The sequence below is a fragment of the Archangium gephyra genome (assembly GCF_042230915.1).
Classification (GTDB): domain Bacteria; phylum Myxococcota; class Myxococcia; order Myxococcales; family Myxococcaceae; genus Archangium; species Archangium gephyra_B.
Window position 1 is genome coordinate 10134923 of the sequence record NZ_CP102578.1, and the last position, 11767, is coordinate 10146689.

General features: G+C 70.6%; 13 protein-coding genes. 5 read left to right on the forward strand and 8 right to left on the reverse strand.

The window, feature by feature from the left end; translation table 11 throughout:
• Positions 1–98 precede the first annotated feature (98 nt).
• Positions 99–506, forward strand: a complete 408-nt coding sequence (gene queF / locus NR798_RS39890; RefSeq protein ID WP_375767815.1) for a preQ(1) synthase — start codon at positions 99–101, stop codon at positions 504–506.
• 9 nt (positions 507–515) lie between these two features.
• Here queF and NR798_RS39895 read toward each other — a convergent pair whose 3' ends face one another.
• Complete coding sequence (locus NR798_RS39895) at positions 516–728, reverse strand: hypothetical protein (RefSeq protein WP_375767816.1); 213 nt, start codon at positions 726–728, stop codon at positions 516–518.
• Positions 729–754: 26 nt separating this feature from the next.
• Complete coding sequence (locus NR798_RS39900; RefSeq protein ID WP_375767817.1) at positions 755–1768, reverse strand: serine/threonine-protein kinase; 1014 nt, start codon at positions 1766–1768, stop codon at positions 755–757.
• A 210-nt stretch (positions 1769–1978) separates the two neighbouring features.
• Between NR798_RS39900 and NR798_RS39905 the strand changes: the two genes are divergently transcribed.
• Complete coding sequence (locus NR798_RS39905; protein ID WP_375767818.1) at positions 1979–2179, forward strand: hypothetical protein; 201 nt, start codon at positions 1979–1981, stop codon at positions 2177–2179.
• A 15-nt stretch (positions 2180–2194) separates the two neighbouring features.
• Positions 2195–3349 carry a phosphatidylserine/phosphatidylglycerophosphate/cardiolipin synthase family protein gene (locus NR798_RS39910; RefSeq protein WP_375767819.1) on the forward strand — a complete coding sequence of 385 codons (1155 nt, stop codon included), beginning with the start codon at positions 2195–2197 and terminating at the stop codon, positions 3347–3349.
• Between the two features lie 3 nt (positions 3350–3352).
• On the opposite strand, the gene NR798_RS39915 is transcribed toward NR798_RS39910, so the two are convergent.
• The 5 genes from NR798_RS39915 to NR798_RS39935 form a co-directional block, all read right to left on the reverse strand.
• Complete coding sequence (locus tag NR798_RS39915; RefSeq protein WP_375767820.1) at positions 3353–3718, reverse strand: response regulator; 366 nt, start codon at positions 3716–3718, stop codon at positions 3353–3355.
• On the reverse strand, positions 3715–5292 hold the full coding sequence (locus tag NR798_RS39920) for an RAD55 family ATPase (RefSeq protein WP_375767821.1): 1578 nt from the start codon (positions 5290–5292) through the stop codon (positions 3715–3717). The genes NR798_RS39915 and NR798_RS39920 overlap by 4 nt, the downstream gene beginning before the upstream one ends.
• Positions 5285–6355, reverse strand: coding sequence for a sensor histidine kinase (locus NR798_RS39925; protein ID WP_375767822.1), 1071 nt, complete (start codon positions 6353–6355; stop codon positions 5285–5287). Before NR798_RS39925 ends, NR798_RS39920 begins: the two co-directional genes overlap by 8 nt.
• 249 nt (positions 6356–6604) lie before the next feature.
• Complete coding sequence (locus tag NR798_RS39930; RefSeq protein ID WP_375767823.1) at positions 6605–7324, reverse strand: immunity 52 family protein; 720 nt, start codon at positions 7322–7324, stop codon at positions 6605–6607.
• Positions 7325–7333: 9 nt separating this feature from the next.
• Positions 7334–7708, reverse strand: coding sequence for a Tox-REase-5 domain-containing protein (locus NR798_RS39935; RefSeq protein WP_375767824.1), 375 nt, complete (start codon positions 7706–7708; stop codon positions 7334–7336).
• 155 nt (positions 7709–7863) lie between these two features.
• Here NR798_RS39935 and NR798_RS39940 point away from each other — a divergent pair, with 155 nt between their 5' ends.
• Both NR798_RS39940 and NR798_RS39945 read left to right on the forward strand, forming a co-directional pair.
• Positions 7864–9993 carry a serine/threonine protein kinase gene (locus tag NR798_RS39940; protein ID WP_375767825.1) on the forward strand — a complete coding sequence of 710 codons (2130 nt, stop codon included), beginning with the start codon at positions 7864–7866 and terminating at the stop codon, positions 9991–9993.
• Between the two features lie 50 nt (positions 9994–10043).
• Entirely contained in the window at positions 10044–10988 is a 945-nt protein-coding gene (locus NR798_RS39945; protein WP_375767826.1) for a DUF2381 family protein, read from the forward strand.
• Positions 10989–11006: 18 nt separating this feature from the next.
• Here the strand turns inward: NR798_RS39945 and NR798_RS39950 are convergent, their stop codons facing one another.
• A complete protein-coding gene (locus NR798_RS39950; RefSeq protein ID WP_375767827.1) occupies positions 11007–11729 on the reverse strand; it encodes an immunity 52 family protein in 723 nt (240 codons plus the stop codon).
• Positions 11730–11767: the final 38 nt, after the last annotated feature.

An 11767-nucleotide genomic window follows, 5' to 3' on the forward strand; every position in this document is an offset into this window, starting at 1 on the left:
CGTTGGGGGGCGGACAGGAGGGGGGACCAGGCAGGAGGGGGAGCGTCCGCCACAGACAGGCTGAAATCCGCCCGGTGTGTGTTAGACGACACCCCGCCATGTCCTCCCAGCCGACCAAGGAACTGAAGACCTTCCCCAACCCCGCGGCGGATCGCGACTACGAGATCGCCTTCGACGTGCCGGAGTTCACGTGCCTCTGCCCGCTGACCGGGCAGCCGGACTTCGCGAAGTTCAAGATCCGCTACGTCCCGGACGAGCTGTGCGTGGAGCTCAAGAGCCTGAAGCTCTACATGTGGTCGTACCGGGACGAGGGCGCCTTCCACGAGAAGGTGACCAACACGATCGCCGACGACATCGTGCGCGCCATCCAGCCGAGGAAGCTGACGGTGGAGGGCGACTTCTTCGTGCGCGGCGGCATCGGGACGCTCGTCACGGTGACGCACGAGAAGAAGGGCCGGGGCGCGAAGCCGACGGCGAAGAAGAGCGCCCCCGCGCGCCGCAAGTAGCCCCGCGGCCTACTGCCCGTCTCCCATCTTCGACTCCAGGTCACGCGCCCGCTGGTCGGCATCGGACTCGATGCGGCTGGCGGCGCCGCGGACGTTGTCGAGCTGCCGCTTCGCCTGGCTCGTCCCCTCCGGCGAGGCGCCGCGCGAGGCGTGATTGAGCGCGTAATACGCGGCGCCCGAGATGACGGCGATGGCGAGGATGGCGGTGATCATCTTGCCCATGACATGTGCTCCTGGGGACGTGCGCGTCAGCGGATGGTGAGCTGACGCACCAGTCCCATCCAATACGAGTGGGTGAGGGCCAGGCCGGTGCCCAGGGCTCCGGCGACGGCGGCGAAGGCGAGCAGCCACCGGGCCCACGGCCGGGAGAGCAGCTTCGCCTGGTCGTCGAAGACGTCGACGACGTCCAGCTCCTTCTGGGTGAGGTGGGCGAGCGCCTCGGTCTCGGTGAGCTTCTTGCGGTGGCGCAGGAAGCCGACGAGCAGGGCCTCGTAGGACATGCCCACGCGCTGGGCGAGGAACATCTCCAGCTCGCGGCGCATGGCGGCGGCGTTGGGGAAGCGATCCTCGGGACGCACCTCGAGGGCGCGCTTCACGATGTCCGCCAGCGGCTTGGGGATGTGGGGCGCCACCTTCTGCAACGGGGCGTACTCGCCGTCGCGGATGCGGGCGAAGACCTCGCCGGTGTTGCGGCCCAGGAAGGGGCGGGCGCCGGAGAGCGCCTCGTAGAGCAGCACGCCGAGCGCGAACAGGTCCGTGCGCCCGTCCACCGGCGCGCCCGTCACCTGCTCGGGGGACATGTACGAGGGCGTGCCCACCGCCATGCCCTGCGCGGTGAGGGCCTCCAGGCCCACGTCCTTGGCCACGCCGAAGTCCATCAGCTTCACGTCACCGGCCTTGGTGAGCATCACGTTGGCCGGCTTGAGATCGCGGTGGATGATGTGGCGGAAGTGCGCGTGCTCGAGCGCCCCGGCGATGCGCGCCCCGATGGCGGCCCCCACCTCGGGCGGCAGCGGCCCCTCCTTGATGAGCTCGTGCAGGGTGGGCCCGTCCACGAACTCCATCACCATGAAGAGGACGTCGTTCTTCTCCACCAGATCGTACAGGGTGACGATGTTCTGGTGGCGGAAGGCGGCCAGCGCGAGCGCCTCGCGGCGGAAGCGCGACACGGCCTCCTTGTCGCGCACCGGGTCCGCGAGCATCTCCTTGATGGCGACCTCGCGCTGCAACATCTCGTGCAGCCCCCGGTACACCTGGGCCATGCCTCCGCGCCCCAACTCTCCGAGCACGCGGTAGGCGCCTATCTTCCGATGTCTGACAACGGGCTTCTCGCTGGGCGGCACGGACCGGAGGCTACCGATTTGCCCGCGAGGCGTCGACACGCCCGGAGTGCAGACAGCCAGGCGGTAGAAATCCCTGTTCACGGGAGAGCAGAGCCACCCACATGGCGCCCCCGCTACGCTGCGCGCGCCATGAAGAAGACCCTCTTCCTCCTTCCCGCCGTCCTCATGCTGCTGCCCGGCTGTCTCGTCATCCGCGACACCCGGTACATCCCCAAGACGAAGAAGTCCGAGATGAAGTCCCGCCCCGACTGCCACCCCAGCCAGTACTGGGATGGCGAGCAGTGCCGCCACAAGGGCAAGGGCAAGGGCGCGCGCAAGCACGACGACTGACGCGCGGACTCACGGATGAACGCCCCTGTCCGAAATACCCTCACCCCGACCCTCTCCCGAGGGGAGAGGGAGGAGCTGTCCGGGCAGGGGTCAGGGCAGCACATCACGCTGCTGGATGGGGGCGCCGAGGCCTACCCGCGCATGCTGGCGGCCATCGCCTCGGCCACCCGGCGCGTGCACCTGGAGGTCTACGCCTTCGAGCACGCGGGGGTGGGAGCGCACTTCGTCGAGGCCCTCACCGCCGCGGCCCGCCGGGGCGTGGAGGTGAAGGTCATCGTCGACGGCTGGGGCTCCATCGGAGAGAGCCGCGTGCTGGCGGACACCCTGCGTCCGGCCGGCATCAAGGTCCGCGTCCACAACCCCCTCACCTCCGTCCTCCTGCTGGGCCGGCTCTGGCGCAACCACCGCAAGCTCCTGCTCGTGGATGACACGGTGGCCTTCCTGGGCGGCATCAACATCGGGGACCACTACGCCGCGGCGGAAGGCAGGCCGGGGTGGGCGGACCTGGCGCTGGAGCTGCGCGGCGGCATCTGCGCGCAGCTGGGCACGAGGCTCAACGCGGGAGCCTCCGCGCTGGTGGCGGGCCCGGTGCGCCTCCTGCTGTCCGGCTTCGGCGGTGGGTGGCGCCTGCGAGCGCGCTACCTGGCGGCGCTGGCGCAGGCCCGGCACGAGGTGGTGCTGGCCCACGCGTACTTCCTGCCGGACCGGGGCTTCGTGCGCGCCCTCACCCGCGCGGCGCGGCGGGGGGTGGAGGTGCACCTGCTGCTGGCCGGCCGCAGCGACGTCCCCTTCGCCCGCGCGGCCACCATGCGCCTGTACCGCACCCTGCTGCGCGGCGGCGTGCACATCCACGAGTGGACGGAGAGCACCCTGCACGCCAAGGCGGCGGTGGTGGACGGCCAGCGCCTGCTGGTGGGCAGCTTCAACCTGGATCCGCTCTCGCTGGTGAACCTGGAGACGCTGGTGGAGGTGGAGGACACGGACGTGGCCGGACAGGCCACCCGCTGGGTGCGGCGGCACCTGGAGGGCGCGAGGCCGGTGGGCCTGGAGGACTGCGCGCGCTCGGGCCTCCAGCGCTGGCTGCTGGACGTGGTGGGGCTGGCGGTGGCGCGCTTCGCCGAGCGCGCCGCCACCTTCATCGGCTCGCGGCGCATGCGCCGCCGGAGCTGAGCCTCAGGCCCTGCCCGCCACACCGGAGACCCGGGCCACCGCCTCCAGGAGCTGCTCCAGCCGGAAGGGCTTCTTCAGGAAGGCCTGCCAGTGGCGCGGCGCCCCGGCCCTCGGCGCGGTCTCGCTCATGAGGATGACGGGCACCGCGTCCAGGCCGGGCGTCTTGCGCATCTCCTCGAGCGCCTGCAGGCCGGAGAGGATGGGCATCATCACGTCCATCACCACGACGTCCGGACGGTGCGTGCGCAGGCTCTGCAGGGCATCCCGGCCATTGCCGCAGACGGCCACCTCGTAGCCCTCGTCCCGCAGCACGTCCGCCACCACCTGCTGCACGTCGAACTCGTCCTCGACGACCAGGATGGTCCTCATTTCCCCCTCCCGCCGCCCCGGCCGCCGCGCCCGAGCACCTTCTTGAGCACCCCGACCTTCTTCTTCTTGGGCTCCTCCGCCTTCTTCTTGCTCCTCCCGTTGCGGATGCGCCCGTGCCCGCTGAGGATGGCCTCCGCGCTCTCGAAGGAGTCGGCCACGTCGATGCCGTCGCGGGAGATGCGGAACTCGCGCAGCGAGGTGTCGTAGCGGCTCTCGCGCATCTTCATGATGGAGAGCAGCCGGTAGATTTGGGAGCGCAGCTCCACGTAGCGCAGCAGCAGCACCGTCTCCACCACGTTGGCGAGCTCCGGGGTGGGCAGGTTGAGCTCGGGCTGGAAGAGCTCCAGCTCGTCCGTCATGACGGTGGTCACATCCTGCATGCGCAGCTGGTTGGTGAGCGCCGAGAGGAAGCGGGGGACGCGGTCCGGGTACACCGCCGCCGCGCGGAAGCCCTCGGCGCCGTCGATGAACAGGCGCCGGCGCTCCTTCTTGTCCTCGGCCCGCAGCTTCTCCAGCAGCTGCTCGGCCAGCGAGTCCATGAAGTGCTCCAGCGGCGGCTGCCAGACCAGCTCGATGAGGCCCCTCTTCACGTACCGCTCCAGGGGGATGCCCACGTCCTCAGCCTTCTCGATGAGACGGGGGGGCGGCTCGTAGAACCCGAAGTAGATGCCGGGCTGGCCCTGGCGGGCCCCCTCCACCAGGAAGCAGAGCCCCAGCAGCGTCTTGCCCGTGCCCGGCGCGCCGATCAGCGCCGTGGTGGAGCCCGAGGGCAACCCTCCGTCGAGCATCTCGTCCAGCCGCCTCAGGCCAAAGCCCATGCGAGCGCGCTGCTCGTGTGCCTGCTCGGGCGGCCTGGCGAACTGGATCTCCGTGCGCGGGTGGATGACCACGCCGTCGCCGGTGATCTCCACCTCGTGGCGGCCCCGGAGGTAGTCGCTGCCGCGGAACTTGTGCACCGTCAGCTCGCGCACCGCCCGCGGACCGACGAGCTTGTCGGACAGCTCGATGACGCCGTCCACCACGGCGTTCTCCACGTGCGTGCGCTCGCGCACGTTGGAGACCAGCAGCGTGGTGCAGCCCAGCAGGTTGGTGAAGGCCTGCAGGCCGTGCACGAACTCCCGGTAGGCCTGGGGCGAGGTGGCGAACTGCTCCGCGCTCTCCATGCCGTCGATGACGAAGAAGGTCGCCTGGCGCTCGCGCAGCGTGCGGCGGATGAGCTCCATCAGCCCGCTGAAGCCCTCCTCGCGCACCTGCTGGTAGCCGCTGATGTAGTAGAGCCGCTCGGGGATGAGCTCCGTCTTGAAGAAGCTCAGCGTGGAGAGGTGCGAGAGCATCTTCGCGTGCGACTCGATGAGCAGCGTCATGTAGACGCAGCGCCCCTCCTGCTTCTGGATGTGATTGCAACACAGCTGGTTGGCGAGGATGGTTTTTCCGCTGCCCGGCGGACCCATCAAGGCGTAGATGCCACCGTGCTTGAGCCCGCCCTTGAGGATGAAGTCCAGCCTCGGGATGCCGCTCTGGATGCGCACGTCCTTCGCCTTGCTCTCCGTCCCCTCTGTCCCCGACTCACCCATACCCCTCCTCCGCGGGCAGGCGCAGCGTGAAGCAGGAGCCTCCGCCGTCGCGTCCCGTCAGCCCCACCGTGCCCCCATGGGCACGGGCAATCTCCCGGACGATGTACAGGCCGAGCCCCAGGCTCTCCACCCGGTGGCCCGAGGTGGCCCGCTCGAACGGGTTGAAGATGCGCTCGTGGTCGTCCCCGGCCACGCCGATGCCCCGGTCCTCCACGTGGAGCGACACCACCCCGTCCCGCCGCTCGGCCCGGACCGAGATGGGCCCGCCCGCGCCGTACTTGATGGCGTTGGTGATGAGGTTGCTGAGCGCCTGCTCCACCCGCAGCCGGTCCCAGTGGACCTCCACCTGGGGACAGTCCTCCACGAGCAGCTCCGAGCCCGCGTGCCGGGCCTGCTCGGTGAAGCGCTCGCACACCTCGCGCACCAGCGAGCCCAGCTCGAAGCGCTCACGGTCCAGGTCGAAGTGGTTGTTGCGGGCCCGGCTCACGTCGAGCAGGTTCTGCACCAGCACGCCCAGCCGGCGCACCTGGCGCAGGGCGGGCTCCAGCCGCTCGGCCACCTGGGGGCCGGAGAAGCCCGTGTCGCGGCGGGCGCCTCGCTGCAGCCGTTCCAGCACGAGCTGGAGCGCGGTGATGGGGGTCTTGAGCTCGTGCGAGGCGACGGACAGGAAGGTGTCGCGCGCCCCGAGCGCCCGCAGCAGATCCGCCTCCGCGCGCCGCCACTGCGTCACGTCCTGGAAGGACACCGTCGCCACGCCCGGCGAGCGCGAGCGGTCCAGGCGCGAGTGCACGACGAAGGACCGCTCCCCCTCGGGCGTCTTCCAGCGGAAGAGCGCCCCCTCCAGGGGCTCGCCCCGAGCGGCCCGATGCACCGGGCACAGCTCGGGCGGCAGCGGCTCGCCCGTCTCGTCCAGGACGGCGCCGGGGGCGGGGGCCTCGAGGGAAAAGGGGAGCGCCCGAGCCGCCGCGTTGGCCGACAACACCCTGCCCGTCTCCTCCTCCACCCGCAGCACGGGAACGGCGAGGAAGTCGAGGACGCTCTCCTGTCCTGGCTGCTCGGACACGCCCGTCTCCATTTCCACCCGCGCAGCACGAACGGATGGAGCCCGCAGCACCCGATGTCGCATGAGGTGACCGCAGTCCCCCAAGATGGGCACGGGGTCAAGGATGGCAACCGAGCCGAGGAAGCCCGCTCGGCCCATTGCGTTGCCTGATGGACGGATGGGACCACGGGCCCGGAGCGAAGAGCGGCCAGGGGAGCGGGTGCTCTTCACGAGGGGCCCGCACCGCCGCGAGACAACACCGCGAGGGACTCAGCCCGGGCACAGGTCCTCGAGCAACCCCGCCCGGTCGAGCAACGCACGCACCTGGTCGGCCAGGGCCACGTGAGCCGGGTCATGTCCGTTGAAACGCTCCGGCGTGAGGATGATGAGCGAGCCCTTGTCCTCCACGGGCTCGACGCGCACGGGGGCGGGCAGGGGCGGTAGCTCTCCCAGGCGGTGAGAGAAGTACATCAACCAGCCCATATGAGGGGGGCCCACGGGTTGGTCTCGCAGCTCCTGATAGGCTTGCGAGTAGACCCCGCCATCGTCCGGATCCCAGGCCAGCACCAGGGCACGCATCATCTCTGTCAGCACGGACGCAGTGAGCACGCGTTCCGCTGCCGGCCCTTCATCTGGCAGGTAAAGAAGACAATTGTTCGGTGGAGGCGTAACGGCGGAGCCGCAGCTGAGCATCACGCTGCCGCCATGCCCATCCTCCTCGTGTCCCGTCCATGCACTGAAGCCGACGCCGAACGCCCCCTCGTTGTACTTCCTGCTCTTGAAGAAACGCAGGAGCGTCTCATAGGTGGGTTCGAACTGCAGTTGCAGTGCTTTCTTGAGCGAGTTCGCCTGCTCGAACCAGCGAGCATAGGTAGGGTCGCATTGGGACAGAAGACGGAAGAAGACCTCCGCACGCCGAGCGCACTCGTCCGCGGACTCCTTGCGACCTGACCAGTAGACTCCCGCATAGAAGTCGTCTTGCATGGACATGCCACAGGGCTACGGCGGCGTGTGGACCACGTCAATTCCCTGGATTCTATTGCTCTTGAACAACTTCTTGAGGATGGCGACCATCTGGGGCTCCGCGACATTCCAGCGGATGGGGACACCATTGGCCACCCGTTGCTGCCGTTGAGCCTGCCTGACGAGCCGCCCCGCCCCCTTGAAGTATCGCTTGGGATTGAGCTTCGCGTCGAAGTGCTTCTCGTAGCCCAGGCCCTTGGTCTCCTGGAGGATGCGCTGCTCGAGGTCGAAGCCGTCGAAGTCGGCCTTCTCGCCGTTGCGCCACACGCGGTACACCCAGCCCGCGGGCGCCTGGGTCACCTTGTGCTGGAAGGCGCGCGAGCGCGGTGACATGTGCTCGTTCTTGGGCACCCACCCACCCGGCCCACCCACCGGCGGCACCCAGCCGCCACCTCCGCCCGCGCCCGAGCCCACCTTGGAGCGGACGCCGACGTGAACAGGAGACCTGCCGTGCCTCACCTGGGAGGTGGGTGCTGTTACACTGGCCCACCTCGGAGGTGGTGTGCATGAGCGAGGCCGGGACGGACAGCGGTGGGGAGGAGCAGCGGCGGCCAGGGGTGGTGGAGCCTCCTGGGCAGGAGGACTCCGCGTGGCAGCCGAGGCCAGGGCTGGAGGTGGCCGGCTACCGGCTGGAGGCGAGGCTGGGCACCGGAGGCCAGGGCACGGTGTTCCGCGCCACGCGCGAGGGGCAGCCGTACGCGGTGAAGTTCCTCTTCCTGCCGCGCGCGGCGGCCTGGGCGTGGCGCGAGCGCGACGTCATGGTGAAGCTCAGCCACGCGGGCGGCGTGCCCCTGGTGGACGAGGGCGTGTGGCCCGCGCACCAACCCCTCTACCTCTTCCTCGTCATGCCCCTGGTGCGCGGGCAGCCGCTGGACGTGTGGACGCGGGTGCACAACCCCTGTGCCCTCCAGGCGGCGCCCCTCTTCGGCCAGGGGGCGCGCCAGCTCTCGGTGGTGCACGCGGCCGGCGTGGTGCACCGGGACGTGAAGGGCGCCAACCTGCTGGTGTACGGCGAGGGCCGGGTGGTGCTGGTGGACTTCGGGGTGGCCACCTACGAGGGCGCCCCTCCGGTGACGGGCTCCTTTCCCCCGGGCACCTGGCCCTACGTCAGCCCCCGGACGTGGCGCGCCTTGCGCGGCCTGGAGGACTCGCGCGCCTGCCCGGCCGATGACCTCTGGGCGCTCGGGGTGGAGCTCTATCTCGTGCTGACGGGCCGGCTGCCCTTCCTGGGCCGCGAGGGCGAGCTGGTGCACGCCATCCTCCACGAGGAGCCGCCGGTGCCGCACGAGTACAACCCCCGGGTGCCCCGCGCGCTGGGCGAGGTGTGCTGGCGCATGCTGCGCAAGCAACCCGAGGCGCGCTATGCGGATGCGCTCGCGGTGGACGCGGCCCTCGGGGAGGCGCTGAAGCAGGCGGACGAGGCGTGGCTCGTGCCGCTGTGCGAGGCGTGGGGGCCGCACCACGCCACCACCGTGCTCGAGCGCGACATGTGGCAGGGGGCGGACCTGCTGGCCCTCTGTGAGCGGCGGGCCACCTACGGCCGGGTGCCGGTGCGCGGCAAGCCGCGTGCGCCCGACGAGGTGTCCACCCTGGCCGAGCAGGGGCCGCCGCCAGGGTCTGGCTTCGAGGCTCCCGCCGGAGGCACGGTGTCCGCGGAGCCGCCCGTGCCGCTCCCCGCGCCCCAGGTGGCACCCGAGGTGGGCGGGTCCCAGCCCGCCTCGCAAGAGGCCGTGGCGCGAGCGGCGGACGCGCCCCAGGTGGAGGCCCCACCGGCCGCGCCCATCCGGGAGGCCGCCCTGTCCAACGTGCGCTCGCGCCGGGTGCTCCAGGCCGCCGCCACGGTGCTGGTGTTGGCGCTGGGCGTGTGGCTCGCCACCAACCCACCATTGGGGACACCCCGCGCCAGCCTACCGGAGGAGTCCCTTCCTATCACCCAGAAGCCGGCTGGCCAGGAAATGGCGCCTGCGTGGATGCGGCCAGAAGGTGACGGTGGCGCGGCGCCCGAAGCGGCGGCAATCCCCGCGCCCGTCGCCCGTGCGACGCTCCCCCAAGAGACGCGCGTGAAGACTCCAGCGAAAGTCCCCGCTCCTGCGAAGCCGAAACAGAAGGGCTCCAAGGCCACGAAGGCGGGCGCGGCCCTGCTCGGCTGCGCCCTCGCCACCGCCTGCCCCGGCACCACCCCCTCGTCCCAGGTGCGGCCCTCCCCACCCAAGCTCCCGCCTTCCGCCGAGTGCCCCCCCGGTTCCCAGCAGACCATGGAGGAACTGGGCCTGCTGTACTCGGGCTCCCACCAACGCGTGGGCATTCCACTCGGCCCCAACTTGCTCACCGTGAGCCCGGGTCACGTCGCCCTGATCATGAATGGCGGCGACTGGGGCAAGTTGCCGGAAATGACGATGATGGTCGGCGAGCGGGTCTTCGGCGAGCGGCGCGTGCAGGGCCGCTTCACCCGGGCGAAAACACCCGAGGGAAAGGTGTACGTGGTGTGCCTGGAGCTCATGTCCGGGCCGGAGTGGGGCTGGGAGAAGCTGGAGGGCAGCGGCCGGGACACCGCCGTCATCATGCAAGGTGGGTCCCTCTACCCGGTGGAGCGCTTCGGGGAGGAGTGGCGCTACGAGGAGCGGGAGAAACGGTAGAGCCCAACTCCGGAGGCCCTGCTACGCTGGGCCACTCCGGAGGTCACCCCATGTCCGCCCCGCTCGCCGCCCCCCTGCTGCTCGCGCTCTTCACGGCCACGTCCGCCCCCACCCTGGCCCCCTCCGAGGAGGGAGACACACCGGGCACGCGACACCTGGAGCTGACGGAGGAGAACGCGAGGGAGCCGCACCCGCTGCGCGTCAGCCCCCGCCACTCCACGCACCTGGTGTTCGACGCGCCCCTGCAACCCGGTGGGGTGGAGGTGCAGGAGCGGTGGGTGAAGAAGGCGGTGAACGAGGCCGAGGGCATGGTGACGCTGCGGCCCTCGGGTGTCCCACCCCCGGACGAGCCGCTCACGGTGACGGTGCGCTTCGCGGACGGACAGGCGCCCGGGAGCGCCACCTTCCGGCTGGTGGTGCACCCCACCCGGGGCGAGCACGAGGTGCAGGTCATCCGCCAGCCCTCCACCAGCGTACCGGTGCACCCGGAAGCCCGGCGGCAGCGCGAGCGGGCCGAGCGGTACGAGGCCGCGCTGGCGCGGGAGCGCACCCGCCCGGAGGAGCCGCGCCCGGCGGGTCTCTCGGGCGTGGTCGAGGCCGGGCTGGTGAGGGAGGGCAAGAGCATCGTGGGACGGCAGCTCGCGCTCGGAAAGGACTTCACCCAGCTCCCCGGCGAGGTGCTGATGGCAAGGGAGGCCTACAGCTACCGCGCCGAGCAGCCGAGCCGCGTGGCGCTGGAGCTGCACGTGGAGAATACGGAAACGCAGCCCTGGACGGCGGAGGGCGTGACGGGGGCGGAGCTGGTGAGCGCGGAGGGTGTGCGGCTGAAAGTGGTGCGGGTGTGGCAGCCCGAGCCCCTCGTATCGGAAGCGCAGCGCCTGCTCGTGGTGGAGGCGGAGGCCACGGTGAAGCAGTCCCGCGGCACATTCCTCCTGAAGCTGGGCGAGGCGGGCGGAGCGCGCACCCTCACCGTGCGCGACCTGACCTTCCCGTGAGCGACTCCCCTCCCCGTCTCAGCCTCCGGACGGTGGCAGCAGGCCCGCCTTCTCGAGCCGCTCGCGGACGCGTCCGGCCAGGTCGGCATGCTCCGGGTTCGCCAGGGAGAAGCGCTCCGGCGTGAGGATGATGAGCGAGCCCTTGTCCTCCATCGGCTCGACGCGCACGGACCTCGGCAGGGGCGGCACCTTGCCCCGCCGCTCCGAGACGTACATGAGCCACCCGAGGCAGGGGCCGTCATCCGCCCTCACCTTCTTCTCGCCCCGGTTCGCCTCGATGATGACCGCGCACCCGTCCGGGTCCCACGCCAGCACCATGGCGCGCACCACCTTCTTCAGCACGGAGACGGTGAGCACCCGGCTGGCGGCCGGCTCCTCCCGAGGCAGATGCAGCAGGCACCCGTTGGCGTAGAAGGGCTCGTTGGAGCCGCAGACGAAGTTCAGCATGCCGCCCCGCCCGCTCTGCTCCTGCCCCGTCCAGGCATCGAAGGTGAACACCTCCCGCGCCAGCCGGTACTTCCTCCGCTCGAAGAACCGCAGGAACGTCTCGTAGGTGGGCTCGAAGGGCAGCTGCAGCGCGTGCTTGCGTGAGTACGCATACTCGAACCAGCGCGCGTAGGCCTCGTCACACTGGCCCAACTGCTGGAAGAGCACCTCCACGCGCCGGGCACACGCCTCGACGGACTCCCTACGGCCTGCCCAATGTGCCCCCGCCTGGAAAAGTTCCATTGTGCATGACATACGCCATGGGTAACGAAGGCACCATCCCAGAATGAAAG